Origin of the sequence: Pseudomonas ficuserectae (genome assembly GCF_024584585.1) — a bacterium.
GTDB lineage: Bacteria > Pseudomonadota > Gammaproteobacteria > Pseudomonadales > Pseudomonadaceae > Aquipseudomonas > Aquipseudomonas amygdali.
Window position 1 is genome coordinate 4,305,554 of the sequence record NZ_CP085684.1, and the last position, 20,873, is coordinate 4,326,426.

General features: G+C 56.8%; 19 protein-coding genes and 1 pseudogene. 6 read left to right on the forward strand and 14 right to left on the reverse strand.

Annotated elements, in window-relative coordinates:
- Positions 1-9 precede the first annotated feature (9 nt).
- From LJU29_RS18940 to LJU29_RS18950, 3 genes and pseudogenes are all read right to left on the reverse strand, one after another.
- Positions 10-294, reverse strand: a complete 285-nt coding sequence (locus tag LJU29_RS18940) for a DUF5629 family protein (RefSeq protein WP_004665918.1) — start codon at positions 292-294, stop codon at positions 10-12.
- A gap of 127 nt (positions 295-421) precedes the next feature.
- Positions 422-1,414, reverse strand: coding sequence for an AraD1 family protein (gene araD1 / locus LJU29_RS18945; RefSeq protein ID WP_257111054.1), 993 nt, complete (start codon positions 1,412-1,414; stop codon positions 422-424).
- Between the two features lie 35 nt (positions 1,415-1,449).
- Positions 1,450-2,762, reverse strand: a pseudogene (locus tag LJU29_RS18950) (MFS transporter).
- Between the two features lie 214 nt (positions 2,763-2,976).
- Between LJU29_RS18950 and LJU29_RS18955 the strand changes: the two are divergent.
- From LJU29_RS18955 to LJU29_RS18975, 5 genes are all read left to right on the forward strand, one after another.
- On the forward strand, positions 2,977-4,719 hold the full coding sequence (locus LJU29_RS18955) for an IlvD/Edd family dehydratase (protein WP_002554488.1): 1,743 nt from the start codon (positions 2,977-2,979) through the stop codon (positions 4,717-4,719).
- A gap of 93 nt (positions 4,720-4,812) precedes the next feature.
- On the forward strand, positions 4,813-5,526 hold the full coding sequence (locus tag LJU29_RS18960; RefSeq protein ID WP_257111055.1) for a FadR/GntR family transcriptional regulator: 714 nt from the start codon (positions 4,813-4,815) through the stop codon (positions 5,524-5,526).
- Positions 5,527-5,854: 328 nt separating this feature from the next.
- Positions 5,855-6,439 carry a PAAR domain-containing protein gene (locus LJU29_RS18965; protein ID WP_004660788.1) on the forward strand — a complete coding sequence of 195 codons (585 nt, stop codon included), beginning with the start codon at positions 5,855-5,857 and terminating at the stop codon, positions 6,437-6,439.
- Positions 6,440-6,444: 5 nt separating this feature from the next.
- The gene (locus LJU29_RS18970; RefSeq protein WP_054994979.1) at positions 6,445-7,371 is read left to right on the forward strand and encodes a DUF6402 family protein; all 927 of its coding nucleotides are present in this window, start codon (positions 6,445-6,447) and stop codon (positions 7,369-7,371) included.
- A gap of 38 nt (positions 7,372-7,409) precedes the next feature.
- The gene (locus LJU29_RS18975) at positions 7,410-7,808 is read left to right on the forward strand and encodes a hypothetical protein (RefSeq protein WP_257112785.1); all 399 of its coding nucleotides are present in this window, start codon (positions 7,410-7,412) and stop codon (positions 7,806-7,808) included.
- Here LJU29_RS18975 and LJU29_RS18980 read toward each other — a convergent pair.
- The 3 genes from LJU29_RS18980 to LJU29_RS18990 all read right to left on the reverse strand — a co-directional run bounded on the left by LJU29_RS18980 (position 7,746) and on the right by LJU29_RS18990 (position 12,063).
- Positions 7,746-8,399 carry a hypothetical protein gene (locus LJU29_RS18980; protein WP_257111056.1) on the reverse strand — a complete coding sequence of 218 codons (654 nt, stop codon included), beginning with the start codon at positions 8,397-8,399 and terminating at the stop codon, positions 7,746-7,748. The two genes, LJU29_RS18975 and LJU29_RS18980, sit on opposite strands and share 63 nt — an antisense overlap.
- A gap of 196 nt (positions 8,400-8,595) precedes the next feature.
- Complete coding sequence (locus tag LJU29_RS18985) at positions 8,596-10,986, reverse strand: efflux RND transporter permease subunit (RefSeq protein WP_257111057.1); 2,391 nt, start codon at positions 10,984-10,986, stop codon at positions 8,596-8,598.
- 27 nt (positions 10,987-11,013) lie between these two features.
- A complete protein-coding gene (locus LJU29_RS18990) occupies positions 11,014-12,063 on the reverse strand; it encodes a WD40/YVTN/BNR-like repeat-containing protein (RefSeq protein ID WP_257111058.1) in 1,050 nt (349 codons plus the stop codon).
- A 295-nt stretch (positions 12,064-12,358) separates the two neighbouring features.
- Between LJU29_RS18990 and LJU29_RS18995 the strand changes: the two genes are divergently transcribed.
- Positions 12,359-13,339, forward strand: coding sequence for an IS5-like element ISPsy2 family transposase (locus LJU29_RS18995; protein WP_054078085.1), 981 nt, complete (start codon positions 12,359-12,361; stop codon positions 13,337-13,339).
- A 260-nt stretch (positions 13,340-13,599) separates the two neighbouring features.
- Here the strand turns inward: LJU29_RS18995 and LJU29_RS19000 are convergent, their stop codons facing one another.
- The 8 genes from LJU29_RS19000 to LJU29_RS19035 all read right to left on the reverse strand — a co-directional run bounded on the left by LJU29_RS19000 (position 13,600) and on the right by LJU29_RS19035 (position 20,560).
- Positions 13,600-14,955, reverse strand: coding sequence for a DUF1329 domain-containing protein (locus LJU29_RS19000; RefSeq protein WP_257111059.1), 1,356 nt, complete (start codon positions 14,953-14,955; stop codon positions 13,600-13,602).
- Between the two features lie 504 nt (positions 14,956-15,459).
- Positions 15,460-16,617 carry a glutathionylspermidine synthase family protein gene (locus LJU29_RS19005; protein WP_002554493.1) on the reverse strand — a complete coding sequence of 386 codons (1,158 nt, stop codon included), beginning with the start codon at positions 16,615-16,617 and terminating at the stop codon, positions 15,460-15,462.
- Between the two features lie 11 nt (positions 16,618-16,628).
- Positions 16,629-17,375 carry a DUF1190 domain-containing protein gene (locus tag LJU29_RS19010; RefSeq protein ID WP_257111060.1) on the reverse strand — a complete coding sequence of 249 codons (747 nt, stop codon included), beginning with the start codon at positions 17,373-17,375 and terminating at the stop codon, positions 16,629-16,631.
- Between the two features lie 27 nt (positions 17,376-17,402).
- Positions 17,403-17,828 carry a DUF350 domain-containing protein gene (locus LJU29_RS19015; RefSeq protein WP_004657435.1) on the reverse strand — a complete coding sequence of 142 codons (426 nt, stop codon included), beginning with the start codon at positions 17,826-17,828 and terminating at the stop codon, positions 17,403-17,405.
- Between the two features lie 13 nt (positions 17,829-17,841).
- Complete coding sequence (locus tag LJU29_RS19020) at positions 17,842-18,507, reverse strand: DUF2491 family protein (RefSeq protein WP_257111061.1); 666 nt, start codon at positions 18,505-18,507, stop codon at positions 17,842-17,844.
- Between the two features lie 80 nt (positions 18,508-18,587).
- A complete protein-coding gene (locus LJU29_RS19025; RefSeq protein WP_002554497.1) occupies positions 18,588-19,142 on the reverse strand; it encodes a rhomboid family intramembrane serine protease in 555 nt (184 codons plus the stop codon).
- 30 nt (positions 19,143-19,172) lie between these two features.
- Positions 19,173-19,880, reverse strand: a complete 708-nt coding sequence (locus LJU29_RS19030) for a PspA/IM30 family protein (protein WP_002554498.1) — start codon at positions 19,878-19,880, stop codon at positions 19,173-19,175.
- Between the two features lie 26 nt (positions 19,881-19,906).
- A complete protein-coding gene (locus LJU29_RS19035; RefSeq protein WP_004665924.1) occupies positions 19,907-20,560 on the reverse strand; it encodes a YjfI family protein in 654 nt (217 codons plus the stop codon).
- Between the last annotated feature and the right edge of the window lie 313 nt (positions 20,561-20,873).

Here is a 20,873-nt window from a genome sequence, read left to right on the forward strand (position 1 = left end):
CGCATTTACTCAATCCTGGGCGGAATCATCTTCATCGGAGGGGGTAAAGGCATCCAGGCAGATGATCCGGTGATCGGCGTTGCCGTCATTGATCACCCAGCTTTGCAGGGATTCATCAAAGGTCGCGGCGTCGACTTGGGCTTTGCTGAAGCGCCATACCTTGCGCTCGCGGCCGTCCATGCATTCGACGTTCAGTTCATCGCCCAGAGAGAAATCCCAAGCGTGCAGACCGTCAATTTCCAGCATGGTAGTGGCTTCAAGGGCAGCAAGCAGTGTGGTGGGTGTGGTAGTCATGAAATTCATCCGGCCAGCAAAAGCGCGAATGATAGGGCAAAAGACAGGCGTAGATACAGTCGGAGCGTAAGTAGAGCCGTACCAGCGCCGAGCGCTGGCACGGTGAGCAATCAAACAGGGACTGCGCTTACAGCTTGCCGATGCCGCCCGGCTGAAACACCGGCTCGCTCGGTGCCAAACCGTTGACCAGCGGCTTGCCGAACTCGGCCTGACTGATCTCGAAACGATCGCCCGGCTGGGTGCGCACGCCATCGGCAAACGACAGGGTCGCGGTGCCGAAGAAATGCACATGCACATCACCGGGCCTGAGGAACTGTGCGTACTTGAAGTGATGGTATTCAAGGTTTTCCAGGCTGTGGCACATGTTCGCTTCGCCACTAAGGAACTCTTTTTCCCACAGCATCTTGCCGTCGCGCCAGACCCGACTGGTGCCCGACAGGCTTTGCGGCAAGTCGCCCACGCGCAACTCCGGACCGAACGAACAGGCGCGCAGTTTCGAATGCGCCAGATACAGGTAGTTGCGACGTTCCATGACGTGGTCGGAGTATTCATTACCAATGGCGAAGCCCAGACGATAAGGCTTGCGGTCATGACCGATCACATACAGGCCACTTAGCTCGGGCTCTTCCCCGCCATCTTCGGCAAAAGGCGGCATCGAAAACGAATGTCCGGGGCGCACGACAATGCTGCCATCACCCTTGTAGAACCACTCTGGCTGAACACCGGCCTGCCCCGCCACCGGCTTGCCGCCTTCAACGCCCCATTTGAAGATACGCATAGTGTCGGTCATCGAAGCTTCGTCGCCGGACTGCTGGTGCATCTTGTCGCGTGCCGACGCACTGCCCAGATGGGTCAGCCCGGTGCCGCTGACCAGCAGGTGCGCCGGATCAGGATGGTCGAGCGGCGGCAGGATCCGCAACGCCTCAAGCAACTGCGAATAGTCGTGCGTCTCGCCAACGCCACGCTGCTCGACCTGGTGCGCCAGAGCCGAACCCGCCTCGATTGCCGCCAGCGCCAGCTCGCGAACACTTTCGACACCCTGGACCTCACGTACCTGATCACCGTCGACCAGACCGACCCGGCGCTGACCGTCGCTCAATTCAAACTGTACTAACCGCATGAAATTCTCCTTCCAGATAATGGGCCGCTGAAAACCTATCTCGCCTTGGCACTCGCCGCGAAGTCGGACACTGGCAGCACATGCTTGCGCTCCAGCACGTGATAGACGATGCCGGTCAGCAGCAGCCCGAAGACCATGACGCCCGACAGAAAATAGAGGCCCGATGCCAGGCTGCCGGTGATTTCCTTCAACGCACCGATCACGAACGGCCCGATGTAGCCGCCCAGATTGCCGACCGAATTGATCAGCGCGATACCGGCTGCGGCACTGGCACCCGCGAAGAACCGCCCTGGCAATGTCCAGAACACCGCCGTGCAGGAGAACAGCGCAAACGCCACGACACACAATGCAGCCAGCTGCGCCACCGGCATGGTCAGCCAGGCGCTGCAGAACAGGCCGATGGCCCCCAACACATAAAGCACGGCCAGATGCCCGTAACGGTCATTGAGGCGGTCGGAACTGCGCGGCACGATCAGCAGGCCAATGATGCCGAAAATGTAAGGCACCGAAGACACAAAGCCGGTGGTCAGGTCACTGCCACCGAACTGTTTGATCAGCGTCGGCAGCCACAGGCCCAGACCGTAGATACTTAAGGTCACTGGCAGATAGAACAGCGCGAGAAGCAACACACGCTTGTCTTTCAAGGCGTGCAACGGATTGCCGTGGCGGGTCTGGCCGTTTCTTCCAGGTCCTTTTTCAGCTCACCGGTCAGCCAGTCTTTCTCGGTCTGGTCCATCCATTTGACCTGTTGCGGACCGTCCGGCAACCAGCGCAGCACCGGCCAGGTCAACAGAATCGCTGGCGTGCCGATGACGATGAACAGCCATTGCCAGCCATGCAGGCCGAGTATGCCGTCCATGCCCAGCAAACCACCGGACACCGGCCCGGTGATCATCATGGCGATGGGTTGCGAGAGGATGAAAAGGCCAAGGATCTTGCCGCGATGGCGCACCGGAAACCACTGGGTGATGTAGTACAGCACACCGGGAAAGAAGCCCGCCTCGGCAGCACCGAGCAGAAACCGCATCACGTAGAAGCTGTGCGGCCCTTGGACGAAGGCCATGCCGATGGTGATCGCGCCCCAGGTGATCATGATTCGCGCGAACCAGCGGCGTGCGCCAAAACGCTCGAGCATCAGGTTGCTGGGGATTTCAAACAGGAAGTAGCCGATGAAAAACAGCCCGGCACCCAGCCCGTAGGCCGCGTCGCCGATACCGATGTCGGCGCCCATGTGCAGCTTGGCAAAGCCCACGGCAGAGCGGTCCACATAAGCGATCAGGTAAAGCAGGATAAGAAATGGAATCAGTTTGAACGTAATGCGGCGTATAAGCCGCAGTTCCTGGCTCATGTAGGCGGTCTCCCATTGTTTTTGTTATGGAACCTGCGGGGATCACCTCTGTGCCTGGGTGCCGAATGAAGCTGCACATATGCCAGGATGATCCCTCGTCTACGATTGACTATATAGTAATACTATTTGAACTGACAACTCTTCCAATACGCGTTTTTTAGGCTTACCTTAGCCAGCAGCATCGCCATTAAGTCTTACAATAAGAGAGCCGATCATGTCTGACTCCGATAAAAAACCAACCCTCCGTTCTGCCCAGTGGTTTGGCACCGCTGACAAGAATGGCTTCATGTACCGTAGCTGGATGAAGAATCAGGGTATTGCCGACCATCAGTTCCAGGGCAAACCGATCATCGGCATTTGCAATACCTGGTCGGAGTTGACCCCCTGCAACGCGCATTTCCGGCAGATCGCCGAACACGTCAAACGTGGCGTGATCGAAGCAGGTGGCTGGCCGGTCGAGTTTCCGGTGTTTTCCAACGGCGAATCCAACCTGCGCCCTACCGCAATGTTCACTCGCAACCTGGCGAGCATGGACGTTGAAGAAGCGATTCGCGGCAACCCCATTGATGGCGTCGTGCTGCTGACTGGCTGTGACAAAACCACGCCTGCCCTGCTGATGGGTGCCGCCAGTTGCGACATTCCTGCCATCGTCGTGACTGGCGGACCGATGCTCAACGGCAAGCATCAGGGCAAGGACATCGGCGCCGGCACCATCGTCTGGCAGATGCATGAGTCCTACAAGGCCGGCACCATCAGCCTGGATGAATTCCTGTCCGCCGAAGCCGGCATGTCTCGCTCGGCAGGCACCTGCAACACAATGGGCACGGCCTCGACCATGGCCTGCATGGCCGAAGCGCTGGGCACTTCATTGCCACACAACGCCGCCATTCCTGCGGTGGATTCGCGGCGTTACGTGCTGGCCCACATGTCCGGCATGCGTGCAGTGGACATGGTTCGTGAAGACCTGCGCCTGTCAAAGATTCTCACCAAGGCCGCATTCGAAAACGCCATCCGGGTCAATGCGGCCATTGGCGGTTCGACCAACGCCGTTATTCACCTGAAGGCGATTGCCGGGCGCATCGGCGTCGACCTGGACCTGGACGACTGGTCGCGCATGGGCCGCGGTATGCCGACCATCGTCGACCTGCAACCCTCAGGGCGCTTCCTGATGGAAGAGTTTTACTACGCCGGTGGCCTGCCTGCCGTGCTGCGGCGCATGAACGAAGCCAATTTGCTGCCCAACCCGGACGCACTTACGGTCAATGGTAAAAGCATTGGAGAAAACACCTGCAATTCACCGATCTATGGCGAGGACCAGGTAATCCGTGCGCTGGACAATCCGATCCGCGCCGATGGCGGTATCTGCGTATTGCGCGGCAACCTCGCCCCCCTCGGCGCAGTGCTCAAACCGTCTGCCGCCACGCCAGCACTGATGCAGCATCGGGGCCGGGCGGTGGTGTTCGAGAACTTTGAAATGTACAAGGCGCGGATCAACGATCCGGATCTGGACATCGACGCCACGTCGGTCATGGTCCTCAAGAACTGTGGCCCCAAGGGTTATCCCGGCATGGCCGAGGTCGGCAACATGGGCCTTCCGGCCAAGCTGCTGGCGCAGGGCGTGACTGACATGGTGCGTATTTCCGATGCACGTATGAGCGGCACGGCCTACGGCACAGTGGTTTTGCATGTGGCACCGGAAGCCGCAGCCGGCGGTCCGCTGGCGGTGGTCAAGGAAGGTGACTGGATCGAGCTGGACTGCGCTGGCGGACGTCTGCATCTGGACATCCCGGAAGCCGAACTGGCCGCACGCCTCGCCGATTGGCAGGCACCGCAGCAGCTGTTACTCGGTGGCTATCGCCAACTGTACGTGGACCGTGTGATGCAGGCGGATCAAGGCTGTGACTTCGACTTTCTGGTCGGTTGCAGAGGTTCAGAAGTGCCTCGCCACTCGCACTAAAAGAAGCGGCGGTCCCTTGTTCTGGCGACCGCCGTCACTGTTGTGCGATGGTATGATGCCCAGCAATCACTGCCAGGACCCAATTGCGCTCTCATGGATTATCGAAAGCCTTCCGACCGAAAAAGCATGCACGCGCGCATTGTTCAGGAACTGGGCATGCAAATCGTATCCGGCCGTTTCAAGCCTGACGAAAAGCTGCCTGCCGAAGCGCTGCTCTGTGAAGAGTACGCCGTCAGCCGCCCGGTACTGCGCGAGGCCACACGGGTTCTGGTCGCCAAGGGGCTGGTCTACTCGCGGCCGCGTGTCGGCACGGTGGTCAAGGCCCGACGCGAATGGCACCTGCTGGACCCGGATGTGCTGCACTGGGTGATGCAAAGTTCGCCGCAGAATGAATTCTTCAACCTGCTGACCAGTGTGCGCGCAGTCATCGAACCGGCTGTTGCAGCACTGGCTGCGCAACATGCCACGGAAGCAGAAATCGAGTCGATTCACGAAGCCTACCTGCGCATGGAGGCCGCACCGACCCCGGAAGACCTGCTGCAACCCGATCTCGACTTCCACAGCCGCATCGCCGATGCCACCCATAACGACCTGCTGGCGCACTTGTGCAACATGCTGTCGCTGGCGTTGCGTGAAGCGCTCAAATACTCCAACAAACGCCCCAACCTGCACGAACTGGCCATGGCCCGCCACAAAGCCATCCTCACCGCCATACAGAACCGCGACGCGCTGGGCGCACGCCATGCTTCGCTGGTGCAACTGGACGATGCGCGCAATGCGCTGAGTGTGGTGCTGGGTGGCGGTTGATTGGCTCGACCGAGTCGATAACGCTTTGAGTCTGTATGTTCGCCGTGTTTATCAATCAAATATGGCGAACCCTCCTTATTGCTGACACCCGCCTCTGAATATTCTATTTATGTGGAAAATATCCATACTATTTGTAAGAGCCTTATCAGCCCAGCGTAAGCTCAGTCCTTAATTATCGCAAATGACGCTCCGCCATTTCCGAAAACATAAGGTAATGATATCTCTCCCTGCCTATTAATTAAAACGCTGCGCCTGTTCATAAACGTCGATTAAACCTATCAGACGTCAGAGACTCGTGCTGCTGATAAAAGTGTGCAAGGAGCATTGCATGAAACTTCTGGCTATCGTTCAGGGCGATACAACAGACCACGGAGGGTCTGTTATCAACGGCGATCAAACAAAGCGCATCAATGGTTTCCCCGTGGCGCACAGGGGCTGTGACGTCATCTGCCCACTGCATGGGGCCAGCAAAATCATCGGAGAAGAAAACAACTTTCATATCGAAGGAAACATCATCGCACTGGAAGGCGACCTGACCAGTTGCGGGGCTCGGTTGATATCCAGGCAACAAAGTTTCTTTCGGGTTGAGAGGCAGTCGAGTGTTGTGCAGTCTGCGCCCGATCATTCGGTTGGTAATGATCAGGAGGCGGCCAGCGAAAGTGTGGTGGATCGGGTTGTGCATTCAGTTAATTCGCTGGTGGGCCAGCGAGAGTCAATCATGTGCGACGAACGTTTTCGTCTGTTCAATCAAAAGCGTTCCAGCCTAGGTCATCTGGGCTATGTGGTGATGCAAGACCAACGCTGCACCTGCGTTGGCGCGCTTGACCTGCAAGGCTACAGCCGCAGCCATAAAAGCCCGGCTGTCATCGCACTGCAACTCGCAACCACCGCCCCTTGGCCGGTCATGGAGTAACCTCAATGTCTCTGAACGATTTCCAGCGTACCGACGCCTTGGGCCCCGACACTTACTTCGCCTTGCCCCAAGGCGCCTCACACACCTACGCCCCGACAGACACCCCGGCCAAAGAAGTCATCATCCAAAGCCTAGCCCTCTCCCGCATACCCGGAGCCATGCGCAGCATGGGTTGGAACACGGCAGCGGCGCTGATGCAGCGATGGTTTGACAGTCCCGCGTGGGAGATGCCGGAGGAGTGGAAGGAGCCAAAAACCCAACCTGACCCTTTGAGCTTACCTGCAATACAGTGTGACGAAAGTATTGTAAAAATGGAGTGGGCAATGCAGTTTGAGCGTTGTCGGGAAGCAGTAGATGAGGCCGAGTCCATCGTATCCTCGGCAAAAGCGGTTGAAAGATTGAGAAAACTTTTGAAACGTGCCGGATGGGATGAGAATAGCTCATTTGAACTGGGCAACAACTTACTGTCTTCTCGGCAGATAGATGTTTTATCCCAAGTAAATTTTCGTATATTCGGCAGTACGTGGGACTCACTGGACGATATGTACGGTGCGCTGGGGTCTGCAACACTAAAAGTTGGTGTTACAGGACGAGCTTTCAGTAAGAAAAATTTCATCACCCAGCAGACCGAGCTGTATTTCCAGATAAAAAACCTAGGCTTCTACATACGGGACCATTACGACTTTAGCGGATTACAATATCTCGGCACGTGGACAGAAGATCGCGTGCTGACCAAGGCAGAAACCGCTATAGCCTTGACGCCACAAGGAAATCTGGTCATCCGTTTAAAAGACGGACCATTTGCTGCAGTTACAAACTCCCACTTTCGCAACTATCGTGGCGACACAGGTCAAGGGGGCGATTTTTTTATTTACTCAAACATTTTGTGGAAAAAATCTGATCAGATCATAAAGTTGGGAGTCCGTAAATGAAACCACTTCCACAACGGCTCAAATTTTTTATAGCCTAAATTATTATCGCCGGTAGTCTCTGGACCGCATCGGAATGGTGGGAAAAAGGGTTAGCGGAACGCTCTGGCGAGCCTGACATAAGCCCTGGAGGCTGTTACAGAGTGGAGCTGTTCAAACCACTCTGGGTTCTTCCGATGATGTTTCATTCGATGCCACACCCGGATAGTGAGGTGCCAAGAAGGTGGCTACCCTGGTGGGAGTACCCTGCGTTTTTTCGGCTCTATGATCATCGCACTGGCGAGTTAATTTCAGAGACAGAGGTTTACGATCTGGCGTCAGCGAGTGGACCGCTGGACTGGGGGGGCGGATCGGGTGAGGTATCGGCTGGAATGATCTCAATTGGCCCCAATCTCCCTGATTGTCTGGGTGACCGCCCTACTCCAGTAAGCCCTCAATAACGAGAGCATCACGATGCTGGACGTTTTTAAATGATCGTTCCAACGCTCAGGACGCTCTGCATCCTGTCCCAAGTAAGCGGCGCGGCGCAAATTTGTGACGCGGAGCGTCACGAACTGCATGCCAACGCGGAGCATTGGCACGATAGTCATCTTGAGGCGTAAGTCATCGTTCCAACGCTCCGCGTGGGAATGCCGTTCTGGACGCTCTGCGTCCTGTCCCAAGTAAGCGGCGCGGCGCAAATTTGTGACGCGGAGCGTCACGAACTGCATGCCAACGCGGAGCATTGGCACGATAGTCATCTTGAGGCGTAACTCGTCGTTCCAACGCTCCGCGTGGGAATGCCGTTCTGGACGCTCTGCGCCCTGTCCCAAGTAAGCGGCGCGGCGCAAATTTGTGACGCGGAGCGTCACGAACTGCATGCCAACGCGGAGCATTGGCACGATAGTCATCTTGAGGCGTAACTCATCGTTCCAACGCTCCGCGTGGGAATGCCGTTCTGGACGCTTTGCGTCCTGGCCCAAGTAAGCGGCGCAGCGCAAATCTGTGAGGTAGAGCGTCACGAACTGCATGCCAACGCGGAGCATTGGCACGATAGTCATCTTGAGGCGTAAGTCATCGTTCCAACGCTCCGCGTGGGAATGCCGTTCTGGACGCTCTGCGTCCTGTCCCAGGTAAGCGGCGCGACACGAATTAGTGACGCAGAGCGTCACGAACTGCGTGCCAACGCGGAACATTGGCACGATAGTTAATAGTTAAAAGGACCCAGAGTTACAGGCCGCCACAGCCTTAATGCGAAAACAACGAATTGCCCACCTTCCCCGCCATCTTCTCCGGCTTGATCAGAAACCGTGCCAGCGCGGGCAGCAGCCACAGTGCACCGAACATGTTCCACAGCAGCATGAAGGTCAGCATCAGGCCCATGTCGGCCTGAAACTTGATCGCCGAGAAGATCCAGGTGCACACGCCGATAGCCAGGCACAGACCGGTGAACAGCACGGCCTTACCGGTGGACTTCAGGGTTTCGTAATAGGCTTGCTGCAGCGGCAGACCGGCGCGCAGGAAGCTTTCCAGGCGGCTGTAGATGTAGATGCCGTAATCGACACCAATCCCCACTCCCAACGCCACAACCGGCAGGGTCGCGACCTTGACGCCGATGCCCATGAACGCCATCAGCGCGTTACCCAGCACCGAGGTCAGCACCAGCGGCAGGACGATGCACAGGGTCGCGGCCCATGAGCGGAAAGTGATCATGCACATGGCTGCCACGCAGAGGTAGACCAGCACCAGAATGACCAGCTCGGACTGCTTGATGACCTCGTTGGTCGCGGCCTCGATCCCGGCACTGCCTACGGCCAGCAGGAACTGCAGGTCCGGCGTGTCGTTCTCTTTGGCGAAGTCCTGGACGGCATGTACGGCACGGTCCAGGGTTTCGGCTTTATGGTCGTTGAGGAATACCAGCAGCGGGGCCAGGGAACAGTCGGTGTTGTACAAACCATCAGCGCGGGCGATGGAGTTGTTCAGCACGTCTTTGTTGCGCGACAGGCTTTCCCACTTCAGGTTGCCCTCGTTCATGCCCTTGATGACCTGCTTGGAAACGGTCACCAGCGAAATGGCTGACTGCACGCCTTGGGTGTTTTCCATCTTCCAGGCCAGTTCGTTGATCGCTGACATAGTCGAATACGCCGAGCAGCCCTCGGGGGCTGTCTTGACCATGACCACCAGCACATCGGAACTGGTCGAGTAGTGATTAATGATGAACGCGTTGTCCTTGTTATAGCGCGAGTCGGGGCGCAGCTCAGGGGCGCCCTGGTCCAGATCACCGATCTTCAGGTTCTGGCTGTACCAGAGCCCGCCACCGAAGGCCAGCAACGCCAACACAATCGACACCGGCGCGACTTTGGCACTGGCAAAGTTCGACAGCAGTCGCCAAAAAGGATGCTCGCAGACCGCATCCTGCTTGCTACGGCTCACCGCCCGTTTGCTGATACCCACGTAGGAAATGGCCACGGGCAACAGAATCAGGTTGGTGAACACGATCACCGCAACGCCTATGGACGCGCCGATGGCCAGTTCGCGGATCACGCCGATGTCGATGATCAGCAACGTGATGAACCCGACGGCATCAGCCAGAATGGCGATCATGCCCGGCAGAAACAGCTGACGAAACGTGCGACGAGCAGCAGTCAGAGCGTTTTCGGCCTCGCTGGATTGCAGGGCGATACCGTTGATTTTCTGCACGCCGTGAGAGATGCCGATAGCAAAAATCAGAAACGGCACCAGCATCGAATACGGGTCAATACCGAAGCCGACGACGTGCATCAGCCCCAGTTGCCAGATCACCGCAATGAGCGTGGTGCTCAGAACCGCCACGGTACTGCGGATACAACGGGTGAACCAGATCAGCAATACCAGAGTGATCAGAAACGCGATGCCAAAGAACATCACCACCATGAACAGACCGTCAATCAAGTCGCCGACTTTCTTGGCGAAACCGACGATATGAATCTTGATATGGGGGTTTTGTGCCTGGTATTTGTCGCGGATCTTCTCTTCAAGCTGATGAGAGAATTGCTGGTAGTCCAGCGCCAGCAAAGTGCCCTGGTCTGCCGGATCCGGGTAAGACTCCTGCAGCGGAACCTCAATGATGCTCGACCTGAAATCGTTGGCGACCAGTCGCCCGACCTGCCCGGACTTGAGCACGTTGTTGCGTAACTGATCCAGACTGGCGTCCGAGCCTTTGTAACTCTGCGGTATGACTTCGCCCCCTGCAAACCCCTCTTCCGTCACTTCGGTCCAGCGCACGCTGGGGCTCCAGAGCGATTTGAGACCGGAGCGGTCCACCCCGGGAATGTAAAACACCTCGTCACTGATCTGGCGCAGGGTCTCCATGTACTCTTTGGAGAAAATATCGCCATCCACCGCCTCGACAGAGATGCGCACGGTATTGCCCAGGTTCGCCAGATCGTTGCGGTGCTTCATCATGTTCTGAATGAACGGATGAGACAGGGGGATCATTTTTTCGAAACTGGTGGAAGGCCGAACCTGCGTAGCCTGCCAGAACAGAAAAATACTCGCCAGCAGACAAAGGATAATCACCGCAGGGCGATGATTGAAAATCAGGCGTTCAAGGAAGGTTGCCTTTTCGTCCGAGTGTTGCGTGTGTTGAACAGTGCTCATGCCGGAATGTCCCCGCCCTGAAAGGTCTTATTGTTGGGTCGTATCGGCGCCCGTCGGCGAGGTGACGCGCACGCCGCCTTGTCCTACCAGAATCAGATTGCCTTGAAGGTTGCCGGTGACCCCGGCCAGCGAGATGCGATCGGGCCGATTGAACACCTCGAACGTTTCGCCATCATCATTGCTGCGCATGACGCTACCGCCGTTACCGACCAGCACCAGCGAACCATCGGCCAGCAATGTGGCGCTGGCCAGACCGAACTCGACCGGGCCGCGTGCGCCCTTCAGTTCTATAGGCCGCCAGCTGTCACCAAAATCGCTGGAACGAAACAGATTGCCGCGCAAACCATAAGCCAGCAGCGTAGAAGGCTGAGCCGTGCCGATCACGCCGAATAGCGAGCCTTGATAGGGGCCTTCGAGTTTCTCCCAGGTCTGCCCTTGGTCATTTGAGCGAAACATGCTGCCCGCCTCGCCGACAATGAACAGGCCTGCGTCTTTGACCTGAGCAATGCTGTTCAGGTGATACTGGTCTTCGTTGTCCAGCCGCTCGCTGACATCTTCCCAATGCTGACCGCCATCAACGGTGCTCAACAGCGCACCATAAGCGCCCACGGCAAAACCGGTGTCGAGGTCCTTGAACCAGACGTCCAGCAGTGGCGCCTCGCGCTTCAAGTCCTCGAACTGCTTGCTCCAGCTCTTGCCACCATCGTTACTGGCCAGTATCTGTGCGTCATGACCCACCGCCCAGCCATGCTGTTCATCCACGAAAAACACGGCCGTCAACAGCTGACGGGTCGGCACGCGAGCCTGGCTCCAGGTCTTGCCTTGATCATCGGAGAACAGAATATGCCCATGATCACCCACCACGACCAGCCGTGCGCCGGCATGGGCGACGTCCAGCAACAAACCGCGTGAGGCTCTGGCCGATTCGACAGCATAAACAGCCTTGTCTGCAGCAGCGGCTGATGTCGATGCAGAGTCGGACCCGGCCGTTGCAGAGACGGCAAAAGAACATGAAGTAAAAATCGCCAGGGGCAGGCCCGCGTATAACCGGATGCGTCGATGGAAAGGGGCACGCATGAACTTCTCCGCTCTTATTATTATCAGGTGGCTGCTATCGACTGCGGGTATCAACCGACTCGTATTGACCCGGACGTCCACAGCCGTCCGGCTTTACCTGTGTGGAAGACCGTTCATCCTAGTGCACTGGTTGCGAAATAAGTTACCAATGCGCGACAGAGCAAACCATTGATAAATTTTGATTTTTTCAAGGATTACCAACTGATTTTTTCGAAAACAGTACACTAGGGAAACTCTGAAAAAGACTTCCTAATTTGGCAAAATCTCCGGACACCAGTCGCCGAGCTTTTCGATGATGAAACAGATGACCTTCGCCGACGCCGAGTATGCCGGCAAGCGCAAGCAGACCCGTAAGGAATTGTTCCTGATCGAGATGGATCAGGTGGTGCCCTGGAAAGGTTTGATTGCCCTGATTGAGCCCTATTATCCAAAAGGAGAAGGTGGCCGGCCCGCCTACCCACTGATGGCGATGCTGCGTGTTCATCTGATGCAGAACTGGTTCGGCTACAGCGATCCGGCGATGGAAGAAGCGCTGTATGAGACGACCATCCTGCGTCAGTTTTCAGGCCTGAGCCTGGAGCGAATTCCAGACGAAACCACCATTCTCAACTTCCGTCGTCTGCTGGAAAAGCACGAGTTGGCGACCGGGATTCTCGGCGTAATTAATGGTTATCTGGGCGACCGTGGCTTGTCGTTGCGTCAAGGCACCATCGTCGATGCCACGCTGATTCACGCGCCCAGTTCGACCAAGAACAAGGATGGCAAACGCGATCCTGAGATGCATCAAACCAAGAAAGGTAACCAGTACTATTTCGGCGCCAAGGCTCACATCGGCGCCGACGACGAGTCAGGCCTGGTGCACAGCGTGGTAGTAACAGCGGCCAATGTGGCAGACGTCACGCAGGTTGCCAAACTGCTGCACGGCGAGGAAAACGTAGTCTGCGCCGACGCAGGTTACACCGGGGTCGAGAAGCGCGAAGAACACGCCGGGCGCAAGGTCATTTGGCAGATTGCCGCCCGCCGCAGCACTTACAAAAAGCACGGAAAACGCAGTATTTTGTACAAGGCGATCCGCAAAATCGAGAAGGCCAAGGCCCAGGTTCGCGCCAAGGTCGAGCATCCGTTTCGGGTCATCAAACGCCAGTTTGGCTATGAAAAAGTGCGCTTTCGGGGCTTGGCCAAGAACACCGCGCAGATGGTGACGTTGTTCGCCCTGTCAAACCTGTGGATGGCCCGCCGACATTTGTTGGCGAGCGCAGGAGAGGTGCGCGTGTAATGCAGGAAATGGTTACCGCAAAAGGCTTTGCAGCGGCCGAAAGAGCTAAAAAGCGAAGATAATTGAGCAAATTTCGACATGCATCGTTTTTTGAAAAGTGCTGAGGACTCGGTAGCCGGAAAACATCCGGCTACTTCAGACCTTCCCTAGGCAGCTTTGCAAATGCCTGACAATCGACATGTCGTTATCTTTTGTTAAGCGCACGAATGTGATTGATGGATCATCACGATGGTTAATCGCGCAGCTTCCCCAGACGCCTGTCAGTGAATACCCCGGCGACGCAATGCGGCGGGTTTGAAGGCATTTACGCTGGGCACAGGCTGGGAGAAATCACTGGTGCCGGGCTCCTGATTGTCCAGGTTCTGTACGTGGTAACGGCGTGCCTGCAAGTCATGGAAAACGTCCAGTGCAGACCAGGTGGTCGGTAGCTCGTAATAGTTTTTCAGGTACGCCATGGAGACCCGCCACAATTGTCCTCTGCCGTCATATTGATCGACAACTGCGGCCTGCCAGCTGTCTTCATCCAGGTACAGCGTGCGCCGGGAGTAGACGTGCCGCGCGGTAGGTTTGAGCCTGCCCTCCACCACCCATACACGATGCAACTCATGGCGTGTATAAGCCGGGTTGAGGTGGCCGACCTGCAATAACTGTCGGTAGGTAATATCAGGGCTGGATATCCGGTAGTTGTTGTAAGGAATATAAATTTCGCGTTTGCCCAGCAACGTCCACTCGTAACGGTCCGGCGAACCATTGAACATGTCGGTATCATCTGCGGTACGCAACCCCTCGGAGGCCGGGATCGGCATATCGTAAGCCAGACTCGGCGCCCGTCTTACCCGACGTTGCGCAGCACTGTAAGCCCATGCTTGCCGAGGCTCCTGCACCTGATCAAGTGTTTCATGGACCAGCACGGCGGAACCGGCCATGCGGGTCGGGCACTGGATAAACGACAGGTAATAAAACAGCACATTATCCAGACTGGCAAAACTGCCCGCGGGGTCATAAAAGCGGAACAGCACTTTCTGACGCGAGGTGTTTAATTTGAAACTGCCGTCACGCTGTATGGCGACCTCCGAAGTCCCTCGCACCACGTAATGACCGCGATAGCGGGCAATATGATTCCACACAGCCTGAATCCCCTTTTCCGGAACAGGAAATGGAATGCCGCCATAGGCATCGATAAAACCGTTACCGCCACCGATCAACCGGGCGTTTTGTGCATTATGCCGTGTATTATCGTACACCCATTGCGGTGCCGATCCGGAACGTCGGGTGGTGTATATCGGCATCTGATAACTATCAGGCCAGGTTTCGAACATCGCCACCTGCCCAAGTGTAAGGTAGCTGCGATAGTGCTGCATATTGGCGTGCGTAATAGTGAACAAGGGCTTGTCTGCGGCATACGGGTCGACATGCCGCGTACCTGAGCCCTTGTATCCAGGCGGAGGCCGAGTGATTCCGCCGCGCCATGGCGGGATGGTCCCAGCTGCGTTACCCGCCACCTCGCCTCCCAGCGGTGTCAGGCGGTTTCCGAGCAGCGTAGCGTCAGCTGCCAGACTGGTGTTGAGCGCGAGCAGCATCGCCAGCGCGAACCCCGGCAGTTGTTTCATGAGCATGTGAGCTCTCCTTGCGTGGCCTGTCCGGGACAAGTGTCCGAACTCAGGCCGATAGTATTTGCGATGTATACGAGGTGTCGTGAGAGACGAATAGACTTACCGCCCGTTCATAAAGACTTATTAAACGGATGAACCCGTCAATGTAATTATTGATCCCGCGAACACTGTGGAGGTCAGGCAAGAGTCTGTAGGAAACTTCCTAAACTTACGATACTTTACAAGATGACCGACACAGCAGGCACCCAGAGTTGTCCGCAGTAATGCAACGCGAATGCCAATAAGCGTCAACATACAGATCAACATAGAGAGCCGGCACAGATCAGTTCATTAACGGACCTTCTGTATCGCCAGAATTAAAAATACGAGCACAGCCTGTGTGATTGTCAGACATAGCATCAAAATAGTAACCGCTTGATGCCGGTCATTGCGGACTCTATAAACGTTCGGTAACAGCGAGGTGTTACGTGTATTGGACAAGTAACACTTATTGAGAATAAGCAGCGTTCAGTCGATGACCACGTGGGGCAGGAACCGGCTGGTGTCCTTGGTGATCAGACTGTCGTCTTCGCGAATGCCGATTCCGGAGGCAAGGTCGCCGATGACCCAGGAGCCGATCAGCGTGTAGCTGTCACCGAATCGCGGCAGCGGCGAGTACGCCTGCAAAATATAAGGCGCATCAGTGTAAGGCCCATCGACTGAAATCACCTGATCGCCAGGCGTGCGCATTTCAATGTTGGCACCTTCACGGGAAAAGTAGGGTTTGCGTACCCAGCCCTTGGGAACCGGTCTGCTCGGGTCCTGATCGACGCGCGAAGGCAGCAGGTTCGGATGGCCCTCATTGAACTGCCACAACAACGGCAGAATTCCCTTGTTGCTGAGAATCGACTTCCAGGCAGGTTCAACGAACTGAGTGCCACTGGCTGGAACGTGCTGGCCAAACTCCTCGTGAAAGATATGTTCCCAGGCGTGAAGTTTGAACAGCCGCTCGATCCAGCGTCCGTCCAGGTCGACAAAACGCCCCTCGGCACTGAGCCCGATGTCCTCGATATCGATATGCCGGGCATCAATGCCCACGTGCGCAGCCATGCGCCGCAGAAAGTCGGTAGTACCACGATCCTCGACAGAGCCGGACATCGCCGAAAAGTAGAACGGGCTCGCCCCCGGAAACTCGGCAAACGCCCGAACAAGATCCTCGGCAATCGAATTGAACTGGCTGGCATGCGCAGGCAGAACACCGCGCGCCATCTGCTCGTCCAGCCAGAGCAACTGGAACGCACCTGCCTCCATCAGACTGGTGGGCGTATCAGCATTGATTTCGTACATCTTTGCCGGGCCCGTACCGTCGTAGGCGAAGTCGAAGCGCCCGTAAAGGTGTGGATGCCCCTGTTTCCATGACGCGCGGATCACATCAAAGAACGCTTCCGGAATCGCCAGGCGGTGCAACAACTCTTCGCTGTCCACCACCCGCGCGACTGCGTCCAGACACATCTGGTGAAGTTCCTGGGTAGGCACTTCAAGGTCGCGGGTAATCTGCTGCTCGGTGAACAGATAATACCCGCGCTCATCCCAATAGCGCTCGCCGTCGATGGTGTGAAAGTTGAACCCTTCACGTTCCGCCGTTGCGCGCCAGTCCGGGCGTTCCTCGATACTGATCTTTTTCATGGCCCGGACCGTCAGCCTCCGAAACTGCTGCTGCCACCGCTGCTCTTGCCGCCCCAGCCACTGCGTGCCGAGGCCTGGCTGCCGAAGCCGCCGCGCGAGATAGTCGACGACACAGAGGACGAGCCGGAGCCCGAACTGCCCAGGTTGCGCCCCAGTGTGCTCTTGCCATAGCTGCGATCCGGACTGGATTGCGCCTGGGTAGAACGGCCAAAGGTTTTGCCGCGATCAATCTGACTTGGCAAGGACGAGCTGTAGTAACCGCCGCGGTCATCGCGCGTCTGGTAGATAGGTTGCGAGTAATAGCGATTGTTGCCGAAGCCATTGCTGAGCAGATTACCGATCAGCAGACCGGCCATCAGCCCGGTGGTGCCGCTCATGCCTGCGGGAGCGGACTGGGCGACTTCCTGATTGGCCCGGTCCAGCGCCTCTTTGGGCACACGCCCGGAAAAACCCAGCTCAAAGCCGCCGAGTTTCGGCATGTACTTGCCATCCGAAGTGACCTGGCAATAATCCGGTACAAAGTCCGCGTCGCAAGACGCCTTGTCATCATAGGTCGGCGCTATGCGGCGATGGTCGGACAGCGCCTGCATGTAGGCATCCGAACAGACATTTAACGGCACTTTGGCATCAACGCACTCCTGCACCGAACTGAAGTTGGCCTGCGCGTTGAAAGTATCCTTGTCTTGCGACGGGCCACACCCGGCAAGGGCCAGCGGAAGCGTGCTGGCAAGTACCAGCTTTACTGAACTGCGTCTCATCGTGAGTCTCCTTGTTCAAGGCTGCCGTCAGACCGAAGGGGTCATGCAGGCTGCGTTGAGAAGACCGACGCTGATTGCGACGCTGGCCGAGTAAATGGCGGCAGCCATTTCGCCCTTGGCAATACGTGTCGACAGGCCCTTGAGCACCAGGCTGGTAACACCGAACGCCAGCAGTTGCACAACGGCTGCAATCACCACCCAGACGATCACATCCAGAATGCTGATGCTGTAACTGATGATGTTGCTGGCTGGCAGTGCGAAACCGATCAGCGAACCACCCAACGCCAACGCGGCAGCACTGTTGTTCTCGCGGATCAGCGCAAATTCCTTGTGCGGCGTGATCCTGCTGTAGATGAACTGGAACAGGGCGAACAGAATGGCCGCTACCAGAATGTACATGATGAAGCCAATCACGGCAGGGGCATTGAGCGACATACGCAGCGCGTCGATCATGAAGATTTCCTTGTCAAAGAACGTTGATATCAGTGGATTGCAGCGTTATGCCAACGGCCGTGGTGAGGGTAATGCTGCCCTCTTGGTCTTCCTCGACGGAAAACAGCAGAAACTCGCGGCGGTTGATCAGCCCCGTTTCGCGGGCGTACAGCATGCTCAGGTGTTTGACGCGATACGCAGCATCAGGGCTGACAACGTCCTCATCCAGCGGCGTCAGCTCGGTCTGGCCGGGCGACGTGCCCCATTGCCGTTCGAATACTTCGCCATCGTGTTCGTAGGTGGGCAGGCCGATCTTCGACGACGGACCGGTCAGGCGCAGCAACTCATCCTTGCTGGTGATCGGCTCGGCGCTGTAGTAACCGAACAGAATGATGTCCTGCACGTCTTCCGGATTGGGGCCGTTGCTGACCACCTGCAGGAAATAGTCCTCGTTATCCAGGTAGAAGCGATGCAACGCCATCGACTGGCCCAGATCTACGCGCCCCACGGCCCAGACCTTTTCATCGCCTGGAACAACCACTTGCGAATGCCCGTCGAGCAACAGCTTCAACGAGCTGTCCAGACACAACATGCGACCGGACGCCAACCCTAACGGGCTGACCGTGTTGACGGATTGCACGCCATCACGACCTGATGCCTTGGGTGCTTCCAGCCCCATGGCACGTTTGAACCAACTCATAGTGCAGTTCCCTTGAAGTCGACTGGAGCCGGTATGGACATGTCTTTAACCGGAATAAACACACTGTTCAAAAGACTGGCTCACTTCTGCGCCAGCAATGCCTTGGAATGCATCAGCCACGCTACACAAATACCCGCCAGTGCGCCGGCAATATGTGATTCAAACGATATGCCAGCTACCGGGACAAAGCCGAAAACCAGTCCGCTGTATCCCGCCAGTACCAACAGCGCGACCAGCACACTGGCGATACTGCGCTGATACCATGCCCGCGCGAGCAGGTAAGCCCACAAACCAAAAATCAGACCGCTCGCACCGACATGGATATTGCTGCGACCGAAGCTCCAGACCAGCAACCCGCCCAGCAGACAGACCAGCCCGGCGACCCATGCATAACGCCTGACACCCTCAGTGGCGACCAGCCAGCTCAGCACAATGAACGGCAGCAGGTTGCTGAGCAAGTGCTGAATCGAACCATGCAGAAAAGGCGCAAACACAATGCCGCGCAACCCGGTCGCATTGCGCGGAATGATACCGAAATGAATCAGGCCGTTGCCGGTGATCGAGTTCAGCACTTGCACCGCAATCATAACTGCTGCCAGGGCGAGGATGACCTTGAGTCGTTTGGAAAACTCCATTCACCACCCTCGCCTGCCCTGTGGCTTCGCTTACTGAGCCGGCGTCTGGTTTTTGGCTTTCAGACGTGCCAGCACATCTTGCGCACCGCCACTTTTGGCACCAATACCGGCATCCTGCAGACGACGCTCCAGATCGCTGCCGCTGGACTGGCTGGCCAGTTCTTCGGCCGCTTCGAGCTTGGCGTCCTGTTCATCCTGACGTTGCTTGAGACGCGCCAGCGAGCCTACTGCGGTTTCGACTGCGCCGCTGGCACCACCGGTTGCAGTGGCCGTTGCAACGCGAGCTTTTTGCACGGTTTCACGGGCCTTGGCCATCTCGACCTGCTGCTTGAGGCTCTTGATTCGCGATTCGGCCTTGACCACCTGTTCTTGCAGCAGGCTGACCTGCTTGTTGAACTGATCGGCCAGTTCCTGCTCCTGATCACGCAGGGCCTCGATCTCGGCGATCTTGTTCGCGCACTCCACAGCCAGCGCTTCTTCACCCTTGTTCAGAGCCTGCATGGCGCGGCCTTCCCAGTTGGCGATGCTGGTGGCATGTTCTTCAAGACGTTGTGCCGAGAGCTTGTGCTTGGCCTTGATGGTAATCAGCCCGTCGCGGGCCTTGACCAGCGCATTGTCGGCGTCACGAATTTCCTGATCCAGAATGCGGATGGCATTGGCATCGGCAATCGACTCGCCCACTTCGGAAGCGCCACCACGAACGGCGGTCACCAGTTTTTTCCAGATACTCGTAGTCATGAATAGTCTCCGCCTGACAGCGCTGTTCAGTAGATGAAATGATCTTCAAAAGCATCGGCCGCACGGATCACGTTGTCCGCGAGGGTAAGGATTTCCTGCACGACTACTGTGAGCGACGATGCTGCGCTCAACGCGCCAAACAGGCAGTAGACTTCCTGACCGTCACCCAGCTTTTCGATACCGACCGATGACAGCGGAAACAGATCGCGGCTGCGCAGGACGACATCGTTGAACGCCTGCACGTTCTTGATCTTGTTCACCTCGATCAAGGTCGCGTCAGCCAGAATCTGCTCGCCTTCCACCGCGATATAAATCGGCAGATCGCCATACTCTGCCATGGTCAGCCTGATGCCCGAGGCATCACCCTCGGTTACATCGAGCTCGATCTTTCCATTCGTCACCAGCTCCAGTTCGCAAAGTGCCTTCTGCAGAGAGCTGATGGTCCAGTGGGTATTCTCGGTCATGAAATCCTCCAGTTTTATTCTGTCGCCCAAAAAGGGCTGTCTTAAGGCTTTTTCAATGCCACGCAGGGCATCGACGTTCTCGGGCCGGATCCAGAATTCCCGCTTGACCAGCCCCGCCTCTTTGAGTCGCAGACGCATTTCACGCATGTAATCGGTGGAGCTCTTCGAAGCCTTGGCCGGGACCGCTGCGTTATCGCCCTGGGTTTTACGAGGCATTGGCGCTTCCCCCTTGCTGCTGGCCGTGGATCAGGTGAGCAACGTATCAGATGTTTTTGAAGATAGATACGCATCACATGTGAGATTTTTATGAACACCAAAAATTCTCGTTCCAGCCATGGTGTATCGCTCAATCAGGCCCTAGATACAGGCAGCACCAAAGCCTGAGACTCCTTTGCGCCTGATACCGCGCCAGACTGCAGATTTGTGACGCGGAGCGTCACCCGATGCATGCCAACGCGGAGCATTGGCACGATAGTCAAAACACCGCACGGCGACGCACACTCCAAAAAAAAGCGCTGTCCGCATCAGC

Coding starts and splice junctions, on each gene's coding strand:
- LJU29_RS18940 (WP_004665918.1), bottom strand. CDS start 294: ATGACTACCACACCCACCACACTGCTTGCTGCCCTTGAAGCCACTACC.
- araD1 (WP_257111054.1), bottom strand. CDS start 1,414: ATGCGGTTAGTACAGTTTGAATTGAGCGACGGTCAGCGCCGGGTCGGT.
- LJU29_RS18955 (WP_002554488.1), top strand. CDS start 2,977: ATGTCTGACTCCGATAAAAAACCAACCCTCCGTTCTGCCCAGTGGTTT.
- LJU29_RS18960 (WP_257111055.1), top strand. CDS start 4,813: ATGGATTATCGAAAGCCTTCCGACCGAAAAAGCATGCACGCGCGCATT.
- LJU29_RS18965 (WP_004660788.1), top strand. CDS start 5,855: ATGAAACTTCTGGCTATCGTTCAGGGCGATACAACAGACCACGGAGGG.
- LJU29_RS18970 (WP_054994979.1), top strand. CDS start 6,445: ATGTCTCTGAACGATTTCCAGCGTACCGACGCCTTGGGCCCCGACACT.
- LJU29_RS18985 (WP_257111057.1), bottom strand. CDS start 10,986: ATGAGCACTGTTCAACACACGCAACACTCGGACGAAAAGGCAACCTTC.
- LJU29_RS18990 (WP_257111058.1), bottom strand. CDS start 12,063: ATGCGTGCCCCTTTCCATCGACGCATCCGGTTATACGCGGGCCTGCCC.
- LJU29_RS18995 (WP_054078085.1), top strand. CDS start 12,359: ATGAAACAGATGACCTTCGCCGACGCCGAGTATGCCGGCAAGCGCAAG.
- LJU29_RS19000 (WP_257111059.1), bottom strand. CDS start 14,955: ATGCTCATGAAACAACTGCCGGGGTTCGCGCTGGCGATGCTGCTCGCG.
- LJU29_RS19005 (WP_002554493.1), bottom strand. CDS start 16,617: ATGAAAAAGATCAGTATCGAGGAACGCCCGGACTGGCGCGCAACGGCG.
- LJU29_RS19010 (WP_257111060.1), bottom strand. CDS start 17,375: ATGAGACGCAGTTCAGTAAAGCTGGTACTTGCCAGCACGCTTCCGCTG.
- LJU29_RS19015 (WP_004657435.1), bottom strand. CDS start 17,828: ATGATCGACGCGCTGCGTATGTCGCTCAATGCCCCTGCCGTGATTGGC.
- LJU29_RS19020 (WP_257111061.1), bottom strand. CDS start 18,507: ATGAGTTGGTTCAAACGTGCCATGGGGCTGGAAGCACCCAAGGCATCA.
- LJU29_RS19025 (WP_002554497.1), bottom strand. CDS start 19,142: ATGGAGTTTTCCAAACGACTCAAGGTCATCCTCGCCCTGGCAGCAGTT.
- LJU29_RS19030 (WP_002554498.1), bottom strand. CDS start 19,880: ATGACTACGAGTATCTGGAAAAAACTGGTGACCGCCGTTCGTGGTGGC.
- LJU29_RS19035 (WP_004665924.1), bottom strand. CDS start 20,560: ATGCCTCGTAAAACCCAGGGCGATAACGCAGCGGTCCCGGCCAAGGCT.